This window comes from Aeromonas sobria (genome assembly GCF_000820145.1).
Taxonomy (GTDB): domain Bacteria; phylum Pseudomonadota; class Gammaproteobacteria; order Enterobacterales; family Aeromonadaceae; genus Aeromonas; species Aeromonas sobria.
On the sequence record NZ_CDBW01000006.1, the window covers coordinates 190,042 to 208,322 of the forward strand.

General features: G+C 58.1%; 16 protein-coding genes. 4 read left to right on the plus strand and 12 right to left on the minus strand.

Going from position 1 to position 18,281, the window contains the following annotated elements; translation table 11 throughout:
• Positions 1–54: 54 nt before the first annotated feature.
• The 3 genes from BN1135_RS03345 to BN1135_RS03355 all read right to left on the minus strand — a co-directional run bounded on the left by BN1135_RS03345 (position 55) and on the right by BN1135_RS03355 (position 2,785).
• The gene (locus tag BN1135_RS03345; protein ID WP_042018863.1) at positions 55–912 is read right to left on the minus strand and encodes a nuclease-related domain-containing protein; all 858 of its coding nucleotides are present in this window, start codon (positions 910–912) and stop codon (positions 55–57) included.
• A 27-nt stretch (positions 913–939) separates the two neighbouring features.
• Positions 940–1,401 (minus strand): hypothetical protein, encoded by a 462-nt coding sequence (locus tag BN1135_RS03350; RefSeq protein WP_052443811.1) that lies wholly within the window; start codon positions 1,399–1,401, stop codon positions 940–942.
• Positions 1,402–1,819: 418 nt separating this feature from the next.
• Positions 1,820–2,785 carry an autotransporter domain-containing protein gene (locus BN1135_RS03355; protein WP_042018865.1) on the minus strand — a complete coding sequence of 322 codons (966 nt, stop codon included), beginning with the start codon at positions 2,783–2,785 and terminating at the stop codon, positions 1,820–1,822.
• A 269-nt stretch (positions 2,786–3,054) separates the two neighbouring features.
• Between BN1135_RS03355 and BN1135_RS03360 the strand changes: the two genes are divergently transcribed.
• Positions 3,055–5,028, plus strand: a complete 1,974-nt coding sequence (locus BN1135_RS03360) for a methyl-accepting chemotaxis protein (RefSeq protein ID WP_042018867.1) — start codon at positions 3,055–3,057, stop codon at positions 5,026–5,028.
• A gap of 68 nt (positions 5,029–5,096) precedes the next feature.
• Positions 5,097–5,972, plus strand: a complete 876-nt coding sequence (locus BN1135_RS03365) for a flagellar protein MotY (protein WP_175479080.1) — start codon at positions 5,097–5,099, stop codon at positions 5,970–5,972.
• Between the two features lie 85 nt (positions 5,973–6,057).
• Here BN1135_RS03365 and gloA read toward each other — a convergent pair whose 3' ends face one another.
• From gloA to BN1135_RS03410, 9 genes are all read right to left on the minus strand, one after another.
• Positions 6,058–6,471, minus strand: a complete 414-nt coding sequence (gene gloA, locus BN1135_RS03370) for a lactoylglutathione lyase (RefSeq protein WP_042018869.1) — start codon at positions 6,469–6,471, stop codon at positions 6,058–6,060.
• A 174-nt stretch (positions 6,472–6,645) separates the two neighbouring features.
• Positions 6,646–7,287: an endonuclease III gene (nth, locus tag BN1135_RS03375; RefSeq protein WP_042018870.1), complete on the minus strand. Its 642-nt coding sequence runs from the start codon at positions 7,285–7,287 to the stop codon at positions 6,646–6,648.
• 13 nt (positions 7,288–7,300) lie between these two features.
• A complete protein-coding gene (locus BN1135_RS03380; RefSeq protein WP_396027164.1) occupies positions 7,301–8,062 on the minus strand; it encodes an electron transport complex subunit E in 762 nt (253 codons plus the stop codon).
• A gap of 15 nt (positions 8,063–8,077) precedes the next feature.
• Positions 8,078–8,710, minus strand: a complete 633-nt coding sequence (rsxG, locus tag BN1135_RS03385; protein WP_042018871.1) for an electron transport complex subunit RsxG — start codon at positions 8,708–8,710, stop codon at positions 8,078–8,080.
• Positions 8,711–8,753: 43 nt separating this feature from the next.
• Positions 8,754–9,806 (minus strand): electron transport complex subunit RsxD, encoded by a 1,053-nt coding sequence (gene rsxD / locus BN1135_RS03390; protein WP_042018872.1) that lies wholly within the window; start codon positions 9,804–9,806, stop codon positions 8,754–8,756.
• 11 nt (positions 9,807–9,817) lie between these two features.
• Positions 9,818–12,499 carry an electron transport complex subunit RsxC gene (rsxC, locus tag BN1135_RS03395; protein WP_042018873.1) on the minus strand — a complete coding sequence of 894 codons (2,682 nt, stop codon included), beginning with the start codon at positions 12,497–12,499 and terminating at the stop codon, positions 9,818–9,820.
• A 2-nt stretch (positions 12,500–12,501) separates the two neighbouring features.
• Positions 12,502–13,080, minus strand: coding sequence for an electron transport complex subunit RsxB (gene rsxB, locus BN1135_RS03400; protein WP_042018875.1), 579 nt, complete (start codon positions 13,078–13,080; stop codon positions 12,502–12,504).
• A 2-nt stretch (positions 13,081–13,082) separates the two neighbouring features.
• Positions 13,083–13,664, minus strand: coding sequence for an electron transport complex subunit RsxA (gene rsxA, locus BN1135_RS03405; RefSeq protein WP_005337600.1), 582 nt, complete (start codon positions 13,662–13,664; stop codon positions 13,083–13,085).
• Between the two features lie 181 nt (positions 13,665–13,845).
• On the minus strand, positions 13,846–16,989 hold the full coding sequence (locus BN1135_RS03410; RefSeq protein ID WP_042018876.1) for a DEAD/DEAH box helicase: 3,144 nt from the start codon (positions 16,987–16,989) through the stop codon (positions 13,846–13,848).
• Between the two features lie 154 nt (positions 16,990–17,143).
• Here BN1135_RS03410 and BN1135_RS03415 point away from each other — a divergent pair, with 154 nt between their 5' ends.
• Both BN1135_RS03415 and BN1135_RS03420 read left to right on the plus strand, forming a co-directional pair.
• Positions 17,144–17,611 (plus strand): hypothetical protein, encoded by a 468-nt coding sequence (locus BN1135_RS03415; RefSeq protein ID WP_042018877.1) that lies wholly within the window; start codon positions 17,144–17,146, stop codon positions 17,609–17,611.
• A gap of 163 nt (positions 17,612–17,774) precedes the next feature.
• On the plus strand, positions 17,775–18,143 hold the full coding sequence (locus tag BN1135_RS03420; protein ID WP_042018879.1) for a VOC family protein: 369 nt from the start codon (positions 17,775–17,777) through the stop codon (positions 18,141–18,143).
• Positions 18,144–18,281 lie beyond the last annotated feature (138 nt).

Below are 18,281 nucleotides of genomic sequence, written 5' to 3' on the forward strand. Positions count from 1 at the left end.
GCATCAAGGGCGGCTAACTGGCCGCCCTTGATGCTTCCACAGGTGCAAGGAGGTTTATCTCTCCTCTGCTCGTAGCGTGATGATCTGCCGACATGTCGGATAACCGCTGCATCCCCAGAACTGCTCACCCTTGTTGCTGCCGTGGCGTGCTGTTCGTAGCACCATGGCATTGCCACATTTCGGGCAGTGTTGCTGAGTGTGGCTCGCTTCAGCAGGCTCGGGGATCATCTCTCTTGCCACGCTTGCTGGGTTGTTACGGGAAGAGGGCGTGGCAGGTTGGCTGTGACGCGCTTTTAGCTGCGCCACATGCTGTTTATGGGTCTGCCAATTGGCGGCCAGTCGTCTCCGCTGGATGGTGTCGATCACCCGAGTGACCTCGGCTGGGGTCAACACCTGTATGGTGTTGCCCTTGATATAGCGAATAAGCCCGCGGTTCATCACGTTCTCCGGCATCGGAGTTTTAAAGGTGCAGTCGCCAATAAAGTAGATGACCGAGTGGAGTTGCTGATCCGCCAGCCCGAGCAGGGATTTGAGTGTCATCAGATGCAGATAGTTCTGGCGCAGCGGGTTTTGAAAACTGTGCCTGCGGCGATAGATCTGCTGGGTCCAGCTCTTATGGGCCGGATTACCAAATATCCACCCCTTGATGTTTTTGGTCTCAATGACAAACACCCCGAAGCGCGAGACGAGCACATGGTCGATCTGGGTGGTGCCCTGCGGGATTGGCAGTGTCACATTCTTGATCAGGTGGTACTCCCGCTTGTCGAGAAAGAGCCGGATACCGAGATTGATAAAGGCCTCCCCGATCATCCCCTTGAACCAGGGGGTTTTGATCAGGGTGGCAAGCAACAGCAGGGGCAGCAGATACCAGAGCTGGTTCAGCAGAACCGTAATAACGGGTGTGAAGTCCATTTCAACTCGCTTCTTTCAGATGCGCTATTACATCCCAGAGTAGCGATAGGTGCAGCCGCTCAAGTCACCCAGCACGGTTTTTGTGCTCTGTGGGGTAGGGGCAAAACTGGCCATTTTCTTATCGTCGACATAAACATCGAAGGCGCTTGCTTTGGTGATGACCTCAAGAAAGCTTGCCCAAGCATTGTCGCCGTTTCGCCAACCCAATTTCTCCGGTAGCCAGTAGCCGTTGCCATCGATCAGTAGCTCTACTTTGTGGTTGTCTGCAGGTGAGAGATCCTGTCCGTTTGCGAGAACAAAACTAACGCCAGTCAGATCGCCATTATCCGAATAACCGACGTCACAGCTGAGAGTGAAGGTGTCTCCTTGCTCATTCTTGATGACATGTTCCGCAATCCCCTGACCGAAACCGCTACTCCAGATATTAGGGATCGCCATTGCTGCTGGGGTTAGCAGGCTGGCGCTTAGCAACAAGACAATGGAACGCATGATATCTCCTGTACACATGGCAATAGGGCTTCGAACCGAACCATCTTACCAAGCCTATCGGCGTGAATATGTGACTGATTGCACTAACTGTGTGACGACGCAGGATTTTTGCGGGGGGAGGTGATAACCGCCAGGGCGGCGAGCTGTTTAACAGGAGAGTGATAACCAACCAGCATCCAGACAGGTCAGGGGCACGTTATCGAGTATGGCGTCCAACTAAAAAAGCTCGTGATAGGGCTTTGAGTCTGGTAATGGGGGCGTGGCGAGCAGAAGCATACTCGAACCAGCGGTTAGCCTGCTCTCTACTATGCGCCATGGGCGTTGCACTCATTATCTGAATTTACGATGTAGTGGCGATTTGGTTTGCTGTTGCGATATAGCCGGATATTTTTTGCCAGATAAGGCGTGAAATAACGGCTTAAAAACTCATGGCCAGTCCGATGGAATAACCGCTGGTGTTGTGGCTGAACATATAGCGTGCGACCAGACGGGTGCGACTGACGATGATGTCGTATTTGCTGCTGTCGAGCTCCAGCCCCAGACCAAGGGAGTTGAGGGAGTTGAACCCAAGCAGGCCGCGCTGCTCGCCGAGGTATTCGGTGCGCGCCCCCTCCATCACATAGCGCAGCGGGCGATCGAGCAGCGTCCAGTCAAACACCGGGGCCCGGCGGCGCAGGTAGAGGCCGAGGTTCTCCGCTTCGGCGCTACCGCGCACACTCTCTGAGGTGTTGCCAAAGCTCTGCAGGTGCTGGTAGGAGTAACGCACCTCGGCGTCGATATCCTGCGTTTTGGAAAAGAGCTCGTAGTCGAGCATTAGCGAGCCCCCCACTCCGTACATATTGAGCTGGCCATTATCGAGAAAGTCGAGTGAGTAGCCCTTGGTGCGCTCCAGCAGCCAGTTGCCGATCCGCAGATCGCTGGCCATGGTACCCAGCGAGAAGTTGGCGATGGGGCGCAGCACCCAGTGACCGCCCCGCTGGTCTTCATGGAGGGCGATATCCCAGCCGACCCCGCCCGAGGCGGTCACGCTGTTCCATTTGGTCGGTAGGGTGCGGCTCTCGGTGCCGTTGCTCACCACGAACTGGGGATCGTAGCGGCTAAAGCCGATCGCCCCTTCCAGATAGATGGGCACGGCTTCGCTCATGGTGGCGCCGCCACCGATCTGGGTCATGTTGAGGGCGGCAGATTGATTGGTGCCGCTGCCGATATCGAGGTTGCTGGCGGTGATGTCGGGTACCACGGTGAAGGTCATCAGCGAGAGCACCGCATTGGCGCGCTCTTGCGCCCACTCCTGCTCCTGGGTCGCGGCATGCACGGCGCTGCCGGATAGCGCCAGCAGCATCGGTAACAACATCAGCAATAAAGAGGATAAAGGTCGGAGCATGCGCGTGGTTCCCGATCAGCGGAGTCTGGTGGCCTTGCCCTTACTGTAGCGAGCTTCCTTAGGGCTGTCTTGACGCAGGTGAACGGTAGTGTAACCAGTGGGGCTATATGCTGACACTGTCCAGAGATGAAAAACATTTATTGCAATACTGCTCTAATCGGAAATGCTTGATGTGGCTCATAGTTCTTGCGAATGAGCGGCACAACCGGCTGTATCAGCGAGATGGTTAAATATAATCAATGAGTTGACAAAAATAACAGGAGCTCGGGATGAACAGACTCGGATTAGCTAGCAAGATGTTGCTGGCAATTTGCCTGCCGTTATTAGCGTTGCTATTTTTCGCCAGCCACTATGCATACGACAGGTATCAGGCCGCCCATGAGATGGAGCAAGCCCTGCAGCAGCTCACCGTGGTGAAAAGCAGTGCCCAGCTGGTGCATGAACTGCAAAAGGAGCGAGGCATGTCGGCGGGGTTTATCGGCTCGCAGGGGCGTAAATTCGCCGATGTTCTGCCGCGTCAAAAGCTATTGGTTGACGAGGCGATCCACCATTTTCAGGCACAAGAGCAGGGGATGGCTCATGAGGCGGTGGCTCAGGGATTGAGCGAGTTGGCCGGGATCCGCGATCAGGTGAGCAAGTTGGCCATCGAGGCGCCCCGTCAGGTTGCCTTCTATAGCCAGTTAATTGCCTCTTTGCTCAAGGTAGTGGATGAGATTAGCCTGCGCAGCCAAGATGCCGGGATCGCCCTGCAGACCAATGCCTACGCTGCTTTCTTGCAAAACAAGGAGCGCATGGGGATGGAGCGGGCCACCCTCAGCAATGTGTTTGCCAAAGGGATCTTCACCCCGGCAACCCTGCAGCAGTTTATGTCCCTGCTGGCTGCCCAGCAGAGTTACCTTGAGCGTTTTCGCGCCGTGGCAAGCGAGCCGCAGCGGGAACTACTTGCGCAGATAGAGCAAAATCCGGTCATGGAAGAGGTGGTGAAATTCGAGCAGCTGGCGCTTGGCAAGATGGCTGATGGGGGCTTCGGCGTCGATCCAGAGCGCTGGTTTGCCCTGAGTACCGAGAAGATCGAGCTGCTCAAGCAGGGGGAAGATCGGCTCTATCAGCAACTGTTCGAACGGGTTGAACAGATGCAGACCGAGAGTCAGCGCAATTTCTGGTGGGGGTCGCTGGCGGTGCTCTTTTGCCTGCTGTTGACCACCCTCATCAGTTGGAAGGTGTTGCGGGATGTGCATCTGGGTTTCATGGCACTGCATCGCACCTTCTCTCAACTCGTCAACAACAACGATCTGACGGTCAGGGTGCAATGGCAATCCGGCGATGAGCTGGGGGCACTGTCGCGGGATCTCAACCGCTTCCTGCAACACCTCGAAGGGCTGCTGCTGGAGGTGCGCCGCTCCTGTGAGGTGCTGACCCGCAGTGCCAGCAACTCAAATGAGGTGATTGCCGAAGTGAATGAGGGGGTGGTGCGTGGTGTCGGTCAGGTGGAGCTGGTAGCAACAGCTGCGACTGAAATGGCCTCAACAGTGGCTGAAATCGCCCGCAATGCGACCCAGACCTCGTTGGCAACCCAGCAGGCCATCGGTCGTGCCCGGCAGGGTGACAAAGATGTGGATCAGACCATTACCGCCATCGAACGGGTGGCCGGTACCCTCGACGAGACCCAGGTGTTGGTCAACAACCTGCATCAGGACACCGAATCTGCCGTCGAGGCGCTCAACCTCATCAAGCAGATCTCCGATCGCACCAATTTGCTGGCCCTCAACGCCGCCATTGAAGCCGCCCGGGCTGGCGAGTCGGGGCGTGGCTTTGCCGTGGTCGCTGACGAGGTGCGCTCGCTGGCGTCCCGAACTCAGCAGGCGGCCGATGATATCGAGCAGATGTTATCCCGCCTGCGTGTTGGGGCCCGTCAGGCGGTGGTGGCCATGCAGTCGGGCAGCGAGCAGGCGGGTCTCAGTGTCAGTGAAGCGCAGCGGGCGGGTCACGAGCTGACCGACATCGTCAACGAGGTGCGCAAGGTGAGTGACATGACGGCGCAGGTAGCAACCGCAACCGAGCAGCAGCGCTACGTGACCGACGATATCCAGCACAATGTGATGACCATCCGCGAAGTGTACGAGGCGCACCGTCAGCACTCGGTCACCTTGCAGCAAAACAGTGCCGAGCTGGATCAGTTGGCACGGGAGCTGGCCGGACGTATTGCCAGCTTCAAGTTGCTGGAGAGAGCATCCCCCCACTGATCCATTTGCGCTAAAGCTTGACCCTCCCTGGCCGATATATCTGGTGAGATCGTGTGGAGGGCAGGCAATTGAACGCTTGGTTGTTGGGGTTGGTCAGCATATCCGTGAGTATGCAGTTACAGGCTGGGGTCACCGAATTTGGTGCCGGTCTGGATCAATCCGTCTGGCGTTTGACCTCCGATACCCAGATTGAGTGTCGCCTAGAACACCCCATTCCCAACTGGGGAACGGGGGCCTTTGTCAGCCGTGCCGGGCGCAAGATCAACCTCGACTTCGAGCTCAAGGGCAAGCGGCCACAGGCCCAGACCCAGACGGTGAGCCTTGGCATCATGCCGCCGGTATGGCGTCCGGGGATTGCCGGGCGAGAAGTGAGCCAGCTGCGCTTCTATCAGCAGTTCGATGGACTTGTGGAGGGGCAAACCGCCTGGACCATGCTCGACGAGCTGGAGGGAGGGCGGATGCCGACTTTCCAGTATCGGGACTGGTATCGCCAGAACCGCGCGGTGCGGGTGTCACTGTCGTCAGTCAATTTTCGGGTCAAATATCAGGCCTTTATCGACTGTCTGAGCGGGCTCTTGCCCTACAGCTTCAACGATATCGCCTTCAGCGTGCTCACCTACGACAAGAACAGTGATCAGCTCTCCATCCCCTCCAAACGGCGGCTGGCGATGATCAGCGAGTTTATCAAGGCGGACAAGAGCATCGACGTGGTGGTGATCGACGCCTACAGCGACAGCTACGGCGGCCGCTGGCCGAACCAGAAGCTTTCGGAAAAGCGGGCCGATGCCATCAAGAAGGTGTTTGTCGATCTGGGGCTGGAGCCCGGCAAGGTCTCGGTGGAGGGGCACGGCGAGAAGCAGCATGTCTCCTCCAACGAAACCGAACAGGGGCGCGCCAAGAACCGGCGGGTGGTGATCAGCATGGGGCGCAACGGCGAGATCTAGCTCGGAAGTCCAAGCAGACGAGCATAAAAAAGAGCGCGTCAGCGCTCTTTTTTGATCCTGCCATTTGGCAGCGGAGTTGGGCTGCTTAGATGCTGTCACCCAGGCCAGTACCGGCATCTTTCTTGGCGATCAGTTCAATCTTGTAACCGTCCGGATCTTCGACGAAGGCGATGACGGTGGTGCCACCCTTGACCGGGCCCGGCTCGCGGGTGATCTTGGCTCCGGCGGCGCGCAGGGCGTCGCAGGTGGCATAAATGTCGTCCGCTTCCAGCGCGATATGGCCGTAGGCAGAGCCCAGTTCGTACTCGCTCACCCCCCAGTTGTAGGTCAGCTCGATCACCGCATCATCTTTCTCGTCACCATAGCCGACGAAGGCCAGGGTGTACTTGTACTCGCTGTTCTCGCTCTTGCGCAGCAGCTTCATGTCGAGCACGCGGGTGTAGAAGTCGATGGAGCGTTGCAGATCGCCGACACGCAGCATGGTATGCAGAATTCTCATTGCTCAGTTCTCCGGGTTGGTGATGTGTACTGCTTTCAATCTCGGTTGCGAGGCTATCTATCTCGGGATAGACCTTCTCTTTGTACTCGCACAACTCTTCGTTGATACAGGAACCGCCGCCGCAGATGTTTGCGAGCGAGACAGACAGGTATGACGGCTGTGGCGCCCAGTCATTCAGCTCTCTGGATAGACCTTCTCTTTATACTCGCACAAGTCTTCGATGATACAGGAACCACAGCGCGGCTTGCGAGCCAGACAGGTGTAACGCCCGTGCAGGATAAGCCAGTGGTGGACATCCAGCTTGAACTCGGCGGGCACCACTTTGAGCAGCTTCTCCTCCACCTGATCCACGTTCTTGCCTACCGCAAAGCCGGTGCGGTTTGATACCCGGAAAATATGGGTATCGACGGCGATGGTGGGCCAGCCAAAGGCGGTGTTGAGCACCACGTTGGCGGTCTTGCGGCCGACACCCGGCAGTGCTTCCAGCGCTTCGCGGTTCTCCGGCACCTCGCCGCCGTGGCGCTCCAGCAGGATGGCGCAGGTCTTGATGACGTTCTCGGCCTTGGTGTTAAACAGGCCAATGGTCTTGATGTACTCCTTGAGCCCGTCCACCCCGAGGCTCAGCATCCCCTGCGGGGTATTGGCCACCGGATAGAGCTTGTCGGTCGCCTTGTTGACGCTCACATCGGTCGCCTGCGCCGAGAGCAGCACGGCGATCAGCAGCTCGAACGGCGAGTTGAAGTTGAGCTCGGTGGTGGGGTGGGGATTGTTTTCCCGCAGCCGCTCCAGGATCTCTCTGCGTTTCTGGTTGTTCATGCCTTGCGTCCGATCATAGCTCGGTCGCCCGGACGCGGGCCGGGGCAACGTTGCAGTGGGCCACAGTGGTCGCCTGTTTGCGGTCCCGCCAGTCGTTGATGGCGTTCTTGGCGGCGATCAGCAGCCCCAGCCCGATAAAGCCGCCCGGCGGCAAAATCGCCAGCAGCAGGCTGGCATCGGCGTGGAACAGCTCGATGCGCAGGGATTTTGCCCATTCGCCCAGCAGCAGCTCGGCGCCATCAAACAGGGTGCCCATGCCGATGATCTCGCGCATGCCGCCCAGTACCAGCAGCACCAGAGTAAAGCCAAGGCCCATCATCAGGCCGTCGAGGGCCGCCAGCAGCGGCGGGTTCTTGGAGGCATATGCCTCGGCGCGGCCGATGATGATGCAGTTGGTGACGATCAGGGCGATAAAGATGCCGAGCGCCTGATAGAGGCCATAGGTGTAGGCGTTCATCAGCAGCTGCACGCTGGTCACCAGCGAGGCGATGATCATCACGTAGACCGGGATGCGAATATCCTTCGGCACCCAGTTGCGCACCAGCGAGACGGCGAGGTTGGAGCAGATCAGCACCGCCATGGTGGCAAGGCCCAGCCCCAGCGCATTGGTAAAGGTGGAGGAGACGGCGAGGGTCGGGCACAGACCCAGCACCTGCACCAGCGAGGGGTTGTTCTTCCACAGCCCCTGACTCATCAGCTCCTTGAGCTCGCCCTTGCGGCTTTCCAGCTCGGTAATCGGGGCTGCGCCCGTTTCAATCTGTTCCATCTCGTTCATGACGGCTCGACTCCGTTAGTGCGCCGCCGGACAAGCCGGGGCGTTGCTGAGCAGTTCGGGTTGTTCCTGCTGCAGTTTAAGCAGGTTCTTCACCGCCTTGACCACGGCCCGCGGGGTGATAGTGGCGCCGGTAAAGGCATCGAACTCGCCGCCATCCTTCTTCACCGCCCACTGGGGCTCGTTGTCATGGGTCAGGAATTTTCCGGCAAAGCTGTTGATCCAGTCCGATTTTTTCAGCTCGATCTTGTCACCCAGGCCGGGGGTCTCGTTGTGAGCGAGCACGCGCACGGCGGTGATGGTGCCCTTGGCATCAAAGCCTGCCACGATGCGGATCGCGCCACTGTAGCCATCCGGTGCGATCGCCTCCAGCGCATAGCCGGTCACCACGCCATGCTTGCTGGCGGTATAGAGCGCTTGGGGTTGATCACTGCCCAGATACTTCCTGCTGGTCACCTGCTTGCAGCTGGCCACCAGATCGTTGTCATAGCTCCCCTCCGGCAGCAATACCGAGAGAGTCTGCTGCTTCTCCAGCTGCTGCTGGTGGGCGATTTTATCCTTGGTCAGCTCGTTGGTCAGTACTACCAGTGCGGTACAGCCCAGCGCGAACATCGCCAGAATAAGGCCGTTCTTGCGCATGCTCTTTAACATGTCCGGGCTCCGTCAGCTGTGATGGGGAAAGAGGTCAGAAACATCATTGGCGACGGGCTCCATATACCTTTGGACGAGTCAGGCTGTCGATAAAGGGCACACAAAGGTTGGCCAACAGCACGGCGAAGGCAAAGGCATCCGGATAGCCGCCAAAGCGGCGAATGATGTAGACCAGTACCCCGATCAGCACGCCATAGACCAGTCGGCCGCGTGGCGTGGTGCAGGCACTCACCGGATCGGTGGCGATAAAGAAGGCCCCCAGCATAGTGGCGCCGCTAAAGAGATGGAAGATGGGGGTGGCGGTCGCATCCGGGCTCACCAGATAGCCAATGGTGGAGGCTGCCAGCAGGGCACCCAGGATCGCGGTGGGAATGCGCCAGTTGATCACCTTCTGTTGCAGTAGGAACAGGCCGCCCAGCAGATAACCGAGGTTGACCCAGCTCCAGCCGATGCCACCCCAACCCTCGAACAGCGGGCCGCTCAGGATCTCGCCGGTGGTGAGCCCCTGAGTCAGGCCGGTTTTCAGGGTATCGAGGGGGGTCGCCATGGTCAGCCCATCCACCCCCTGCTTGAGCTGGGCCATGCTGTAGCCGTCGAGGCTAAAGCCGGTGAAGATCACCGACGCCGCATCGCCAAAGCCGAGGCTGTAGGCGCGCACGCTCTCTGGCGGCAGCCAGCTGGTCATCTGCACCGGGAAGGAGACCAACAGCAGCACATAGGCGACCATGGCCGGGTTGAACAGGTTCTGGCCCAGTCCGCCGTAAAGGTGCTTGGCGACGATGATGGCAAAGGCAGTGCCCACTACCAGCATCCACCACGGCAGCAGCGGCGGCAGGGAGAGACCGATCAGCACGGCGGTGAGCGCCGCACTGCCATCCATCAGGGCAGGCTTGATGGCGCGGCCCCGCAGTTTGAGCACCAGCGCCTCGCACAGCAGCGCGGTGACCAGCGCCAGCAGGATCTGGATAAAGGTGCCCCAGCCGAAGAACCAGGTCTGGGCCAGCAAGCCCGGCACGCAGGCCAGGATCACCAGCAGCATCAGGGTTCGGGTCTGTTTGCGGTTATGGGCAAACGGCGCAGTCGCAATATTGAACATGAGTCTGTCGGTTACCTTGTGGTTGTTCGGTCGGCTGACGGGGCATCTTCAGCGGCAGTCTCGGCGGCGCTGGCTGCCTCGGCCGCCAGCTTCTTCGCCTTGGCGCGGGCCACGGCAGCCGCAATGGCCGCTTTTTTCGGATCAACCGGGGCATCAGCCGCAGGGGCGCTCGCTTCAGGCGCGGCAGCGACGGCAAGTGGTTGCTCACTGCTGGCAGTGTCGGTTTGCTCCGATTGAGCCGGTGCGCGCTCTCCCTCAGCACTATCTACCTCAGTACCAGCACTCTCTACCTCAGCACTGGCACTCTCGCCCTGCTGCGCCAGCTTTTTGGCCTTGGCACGGGCGATGGCAGCAGCAATTGCCGCCTTCTTGGGATCGACCGCTTCGCTTGCAGCTGTATCGTTCTGGCTGGTGGTCACTTCGCTCTTGGCTACCGCCACATCGCGGGTCTCCGCGCTGGCAGTTGGCTCACTCTGCGCATTCTCGGCTCCGGCACTTTCACCTTGCTGCGCCAGCTTTTTGGCCTTGGCGCGGGCGATGGCAGCAGCGATAGCAGCCTTCTTGGGATCGACTGCTTCGCTGGCAGCAGATTTCGCATCGCTTTGGGTGTCTGCGTCGGCTGCCACGTTGTTATCTGCGCTCACCGGCTCGCCACTGGCTTCGGCTTTTTTGGCCTTGGCGCGGGCAATGGCAGCGGCGATTGCTGCTTTCTTGGGATCGGCGGGCGCATCGCTTTGGGTGCCTGCGTCGGCTGCCGCGCTGTTGGCTGCGCTTACCGGCTCGCCACTGACTTCGGCCTTTTTGGCTTTGGCACGGGCAATGGCTGCGGCAATTGCTGCCTTTTTCGGGTCGGCCTCTGCTTTTTTCGGATCGGCATCTACCGCAGGCGCAGCAGCGGTTTCGGCAGCAGCAGGCTCGGCGTTATCGCCCGCTTGTGCGGCCTTCTTGGCCTTGGCGCGCGCCAGTGCGGCGGCGATGGCCGCTTTTTTGGGATCGCTGGCGGGGTCAACCGCTTCAGCGGCGGCGGTTTCGCTGTTTGCGCTCTCCGCCAGCTTGGCGGCGCGGCGCGCTTCCGCTTCCCGTTTGCGGGCTTCGCGGGCGGTAATCACTGCGCTGTTGTCGGGCAAACCCTCGGCCGAGGCTGCAATGGCGGTAATGGGGGCATCCTGCTTGGCCTTGATGCGAGCCAGCGCAGCGGCCACCGGATCTTCCCCGCCAGCGGCCGTCATGGTTTGACGGCGCTGGGCGGCGGCTTCGGCGTGGCGCGCTTCGCGAGCTGCTTTCTCCCGCTCGAAACGGGCCTGCTTGGCCTCGAAGCGCTGCTTGGCGCGTTCGGCTTTTTCAGCCTCGGCACGGGCTTCGCGAATGTCGTCTTTGGCGATCTTGTAGTACTGCACCAGCGGGATCTCGCTCGGGCAGACCCAGGCACAGGCGCCGCACTCGATGCAGTCCATCAGGTTGAGCTTCTCGGCCTTGTCATACTCCTTGGCCCGGCTGTACCAGTAGAGCTCTTGTGGCAGCAGAGTCGCCGGGCAGGCATCGGCGCAGGCACTGCAACGGATGCAGGCTTGCTCCGGGCCGGGGGCGGGCAGCTCGGCCTGCGTTGGTGCCAGCAGGCAGTTGGTGGCTTTGACCACCGGCACCATGGCGTGGGGCAGGGTAAAGCCCATCATGGGGCCACCCATGATCACCCGCTGCTCCGCTTCCGGTTGCAGCTCGAAACGCTGCAATAGCCAGCGCACCGGCGTACCGAGGCGCACCCAGGCGTTGCCGGGTTTTTTGAAGCTGTCGCCGGTGAGGGTGACGATCCGCTCGATCAGCGGCTCGCCGTCGATGATGGCGCGCTTGATGGCAAACACGGTGGCGACGTTGAGCACCATGATGCCGATATCGACCGCGCGGCCGCCCTTGGGCACCTGACGGCCGGTCAGCAGCTCGATGGTCTGCTTGGCACCGCCCGAGGGGTACTTGGTTGGCACCGTCTTGACCAGCACATCTTCGTCGGTAGCGTGGCGGGTCAGCTGCTCGATCGATTCTGGCTTGTTGTCTTCCACCCCGATCAGGGTGAGTTTCGGTTTGAGCAGGTGCTTGAGCACCCGGATGCCATCCATGATCTCGCCTGAGTACTGCTGCATCAGCCGATCATCGGTGGAGATATAGGGTTCGCACTCCAGCCCGTTGACGATCAGGATCTCGGTGAGCTGGCCGCGGCCGTCGAGTTTGCTGTGAGTGGGGAACACGGCGCCGCCAAGGCCCGCCACTCCCGCTTGCTGGATGCGCTCGAGCAGCTCGCCCCGCTCCAGATTCCAGTAATCGGCTTTGCCGTTGCGCTCGCCCCAGGCGTCTTCGCCATCGGGGGTGAGAATGACGCAGAGATCGCCGAGCCCGGAGGGGTGGGCAACCGTGTGGTTGCCAATCTCAGTGATGGTGCCCGAAGTGGAGGCATGCACCGGCACCGTGCGCCCTTTGGCGTAACGGGTCAGCGGCTGCCCTTTTTTGACCTTGTCGCCCACCTGCACCAGCAGATCGCCGGCGGGGCCTGCGTGCTGGCGCAACGGAATGATGAGGCGTGGCGGCAGACCGGCGTCCACCACCGGGCTCTGGCTCGATTGCAGCTTGTTGTCGGCGGGGTGAATACCACCGTGAAAGTCCCAGAGATTCCCGGCTTTGATGCGTTCAAGTAAAGACTGCATGATTACTCCAACATCTTGACCGGAATCTTGCCCGGAACATGCACGTTATTGAGATCCCACTTCCAGTTATCGACCGTGGTGGGTAGCGGGATCATCTCGATGCAGTCGGTCGGGCAGGGATCGACACAGAGATCGCAACCGGTGCACTCGTTGGCAATCACGGTATGCATCGCCTTGGTGGCGCCGACGATGGCATCCACCGGGCAGGCCTGAATGCACTTGGTGCAGCCGATGCACTGATCTTCGTGGATAAAGGCGACCTTTTTGACTGGCACGGTGGCCTCGTCACTGCCCCCCAGTGGCTGGGGCTCGACCCCCATCAGATCGGCAATCTTGCGCATGGTGGCCTCGCCACCGGGTACGCACTTGTTGATCTGATCGCCGTTGGCGAGCGCCTCGGCGTAGGGTTTGCAGCCGGGATAGCCGCACTGGCCACACTGGGTCTGGGGCAGCAGGGCATCGAGCTGATCGACGATGGGGTCTGCTTCCACATGAAACTTGACGGCGGCAAAGCCCAGGATAATCCCGAACGCCAGCGCCAGCAGGGTGAGCACCAGAATGGCAAAGAGAATATGGATCATGGTTATATCTTGATAAGGCCGGTAAAGCCCATAAAGGCCAGCGACATCAGACCAGCGGTGATCATGGCAATCGACACCCCGCGAAACGGCGCAGGCACATCGGCGGCGACCAGACGCTCGCGCATGGCGGCAAACAGGATCAACACCAGCGAGAAGCCGGTGGCGGCGCCAAAGCCGTAGATCACGCTCTGGATAAAGTCGTGCCGCTCATTGATGCTGAGCAGCGCCACCCCGAGCACCGCGCAGTTGGTGGTGATCAGCGGCAGGAAGATCCCCAGCAGGCGATAGAGGGTCGGGCTGCTCTTGCGCACCACCATCTCGGTAAACTGCACCACCACGGCGATCACCAGAATAAAGGCGAGGGTGCGCAGATAGGCGATATCCAGCGGCAGCAGGATATAGTGCTCCACCAGATAGGAGCTGGCACTGGCGAGGGTCATCACGAAGGTGGTCGCCAGCCCCATGCCGATGGCGGTTTCCAGCTTGCCGGAGACCCCCATAAAGGGGCAGAGGCCGAGGAATTTCACCAGCACGAAGTTGTTAACCAGCACGGTGCCGATCAATAAAAGCAGGTACTCAGTCATCAATTACCGTCACTGAAAGTCGGGTTATCCGGGTTTGAAGGCGGCCGGTATTATCTGATGTTAGGGCCAGTTAAACAACCGCAAGGCCGCATGGTTATTATGCAACTGGATAATTTAGCCGGGGTTTTGGGCCAGAACCCGGTGGGTTTTGCGTCATCTTCCCACCGGGCGACGCTCCCTACTAACCAACGGCCAGCTTGGCGGCCTCTTTCCACATGAATGGCGGCATCGGGGTTGTGAGACGCCATTTAATGTTCATCGGTTGGCTGCCGCTATGGGATACGTACTCCACCTCGCCAAAGTTCACAAAGCCAAGGGTGCGGCCAAATTCATCTTTGCTCTGTTCACGGACGAACAAAAACAAGCGCTTACCTTCTGCTCTGTGCTGAATGTAACTCAGGCCTTTACCCCGTTCGGGGCGAGCGCTGTTTTGGCTCTGCCAATGGAACAGTGACTCGTTGATGGCGTAGTCGTGATAACGGGTGGTGGGGGAGAAGTGCTGTTCCGTTTTGTTCAAGGTCACGAACAGCAACTCGATATTTTGCTCTGCGATGACATAGACCCCTTCGCGAGCCGTGGGTTGCTGCGCGAAGGTGGTCGCGCCAAAGCCAACCAGCACCTGCTCTCTGGCATAGCGAGCATGCAGTTGCAGCGGATTACCGGGAAGGTTTGGCATGGCGCTTTGTTCGTGTTGCACCCGGTTGATCAGCATGGGCAACAGATCTGCCAGCTCGGCCCTTAATTCAGGTTGATTGAGTTGTTTCAGGCTGTGCGCCAAGGAGCTAAAGCCAGCAGTGGGGCCGCTTTGTTGCCAGAAGTCGTAATGGCACATCAAGGCCATGCGTGCATCGTGCTTGGCCGTTAAGGTAAATGCGTCTGCCACCAAGGTTTGTAAGAAGTTCAAGTAATGGAGCGCATCGCAGCCCAATAGCCGGGTTTTGATGGCCCGGGTGTAGAGAGTCGACAACTTCTCATCGCTCATTTCAGAAATGGTATGGTTGCGGGCCTGTTTGACCAAGGTGCTCCAATTGCCGCGCTTGTAAATCTCCTCAAGGCTGATGTGAGGGTAGAACTTCAAAAAGTTCGCCAGCGTCAGTGGTAAATCACAGTCCTGTGAGAAACGGCGGATCAGGCCCATGAGGCGTGAGGTATTGAGGGTCGCCTTTTTGATATTGCTCAGAATTAACTCTTGGGTTTGTTTTGAGAGTTCGATGCGGCAGCCCAAGGGGGCGTGAGGGAAGCCCTGTTTGATCTCGTGGCTGATCGCCTTATTAGTTTTACCCACCAGTGCCCGGAATTTCTGGGCAAAGTCATACTCAGCACGGGCATTCCCAACAAAGTCCAACACGGTGCAGCACTCTTTATCGCTCGCCAGCCGCAGGCCCCGCCCTAATTGCTGTAAAAAGATGGTGAGGCTTTCCGTTGGTCGTAAAAACAGCAAGGTATCGACTTCTGGGATATCAACCCCTTCGTTGAAGATATCCACCACGCAGAGAATATTGATAATGCCGGTACGCAAATCTTGTTGTTTGCTATACCGTTCTTCTCGGTTATCGCTGGTGAGAATATCAGCCTTGATGCCCTTCAATAAAAAGGACTTGCGCATAAAATCGGCATGTTCACGGCTCACACAAAATGCCAGCGCTTTGATCTTGGTAATATCGGTGACGATCTCATTAAGGCTCTGGACTATTTTCTGTACCCGCTGCTGATTGTGGGTATAGATATTGGTGAGTTCAGTGATGTCATAACGGCCATTTTTCCAAGCCACTTGGCGCAAGTCAGTATCATCATCGATACCAAAATATTGGAACGGACAGAGATGGCGACGATTGATGGCCTCGGGCAAGCGGATCTCTGCTGCGATGACACCACAAAAGTCGGCAAGAATATCACCGCCATCATGGCGCTCTGGCGTTGCGGTTAATCCCAACAGAATGTGAGGTTCAAAGGCGGCGAGCAAACCACGATAACTGGCCGCAGCAATATGATGAACCTCATCGATGACGATGTAATCGAAATAGTCTGGGCTAAGGCGCAACGTATCCAGCTGGTTATTTAAGGATTGCACCGAGGCAAATAGTTGACGGTAGTGGGTTGGCACGGCGCCGCCGACTAAGAGTTCGCCAAAATTGGATTGCTTGAGCACACCGCGGTACGAGGCTAATGCTTGGCGCAAGATCTCCTCTTTGTGGGCGACAAACAGGAACTTGGCGTCGGGTTTGGTCTTCAGAAAACGCGCAAAATCAAAAGCGGAGATCAGGGTTTTCCCTGTACCGGTGGCCGCAACCACCAAGTTACGGAAGCGCTGGTGTAAAGCGCGCTCCATCGCCAATTGTTCAAGGATCTCCAGTTGATGGGGAAACGGCGTGATATCAAAGAAATAGGCAGGGCTATTTTTGTCCCCATCCCCACGGGCCTCTTGCAGTGCATGCTTCAATTTTGTACGGCTTTCCAGCTTGCAATCAAACAGTTCAAAATCATCGGATTCCCAATAGGTTTCAAAGGTACTCAGGGATTTCTCGATAATATGCGGGATCTCTTGCGAGGTGATTTTTAGGTTCCACTCCAAGCCGCTAGTGAGGGCAGAGTGAGAGAGATTGGAGGAACCTATATAGCCGGTATGAAATCCGGTATTTCGGCAAAATAGATAACTTTTGGCATGCAACCGCTCGCGCTGGGTGTTATAGCTGAGTTTGACTTCGGTATTTGGGAGGCTGGCTAAAAATTCAACTGCCTTGGCGTCGGTCGCCCCCATATAAGAGGTAGTAATTACTTTTAATTGGCGGCCGCTGCGAGTGAACTCTTCCAGTTCATGACGGAAAATACGGATACCTGCCCATTTGATAAATGAGACCAGCCAGCAGATGCTATCTGCAGACAATATCTCCCGTTTAATCTCCGACTCCATCGACAAACCCGCATTGCTGCCACAAAACAGTTCGCTCTGAGTGAGACCTGTCAGAGGGAAAATATCCTCGGCATATTGCTTTAAATTGGCGGAGATGGGGTTATCCAACTGGTAAAGCGCGGTCAGAATTTTCCCCTGACTATCGATGAGGTTCTCGCCAATAAAGTCTGGGTCTTGGGTGCGATCCTTTAGCCAAAGCAATAACTGGTTAGCCAGCTCGATCTGCCGTTGCAGCTGATCCTCTCCAGTTACCGAGCCCACTGCATATTCCAAAACCCGGCTCAGAAATCGGGATAACCAAACTGCCGCTTCGGCAGGTTCAAGTTGGCGTTCCCCTACGTAAAAGCGCTCGCGGTCGAGTCGAGATGTCAGCAGTTGAGTAATGAGCTGTTCATAAATACCGCATTGTTGCATCGCACTTTAGCCTTGAACGTTGTACATGTGGGTGGCGAGAAGAGTATCATTTTTTCCAACCAAATCAGTAAGCTGTTGTTGCCTGTTACTCGTTTGAAAATCGCCCCGGTTTTCGGTAATAAAGCCCGGCAGTGACAACCACAGGGAGGTGGTGATGGATCCGGTTTCCTATCTTTTTTCGGCTTATCTCAATCTGGTACAGCAGCAGGTTGCGGATATCTATGGCACGGAGGCCAAGACGCTGGTGGTGCAGTATGAGGGGGAGTCGGTTCCGTTCTCTTTTCAGCAGTGGCAGATCCAGCAGCCGAGCGTCTGTCGTCCCTACGAGCAGGATGTGCGGCGTTTTAGCCAGTGCACGGTCAAGGCGTCCGCCCTGTTTCACAAGCTGTGTGATGACTTGACCCGGCAGGATGACAGCAGCTGGCAACTGCCCAAATTTCGCGCCATGTACTGCTCGGCGGCCGTCAGTTATCGGCCCCTTATCGCCGAAATAGGGGATGCCAAACAGAGTCCGGCCAAGCTGGCAGAGCGGGCTTGCAATCAGGCGATTCTGGCGGCGATGGATAGCGAAGATGAGACCCTGCAGGCCCAGCGTGACAAAGCGTGCGCTGCGGTGCAGTAACGCGAATTTATGTGACCAGTTCATTTGCGCTCGCTTTGCGCGTCACGGCACACATGGGCTTCCCCTTGCCGGGTATGATGGGGTTGCCCGCTGTGGCGGCAACAGTCGGATGCTTGCGGGCATATGCCGGTCACATCAGCCAGATCACCACCAGGAGGTAACCATGATCAGCCATATCGACCATCTGGTATTGACGGTCAGCGATATCGAACGGGCCGTGGAATTTTACAGCTCGGTGCTCAATATGGAGGCCATTACCTTCGGTGCGGGGCGCCGGGCGGTAGGGTTTGGCAACCAGAAGATCAATCTGCAACTGCTGGGGCAGGAGCCGCGCAACCGGGCGCAGGTGGGGTCGGGGGATGTCTGCCTTATCACCCGCTGGCCGCTGGAGCAGGTGATGGCCCAGCTGGCCTGCCACGGGGTGGAGATTGTCGAGGGGCCTGTGACCAAAAGCGGGGCTTGCGGGCCTATAGAATCTGTCTATTTCCTCGATCCAGACCAGAACCTGATAGAAGTGAGCCGTTATCCCTGAAAGCGCTGGTGCTGCGCCTGACGGTGCAACACCTATCAGAGTCGGTCTACTTCCTCGGCCCGGATCAGAACCTGATTGAGGTCAGCATCTATCCCTGATCCCCCTGATCCCACTAAACCATCACCCGCATCGCCATCA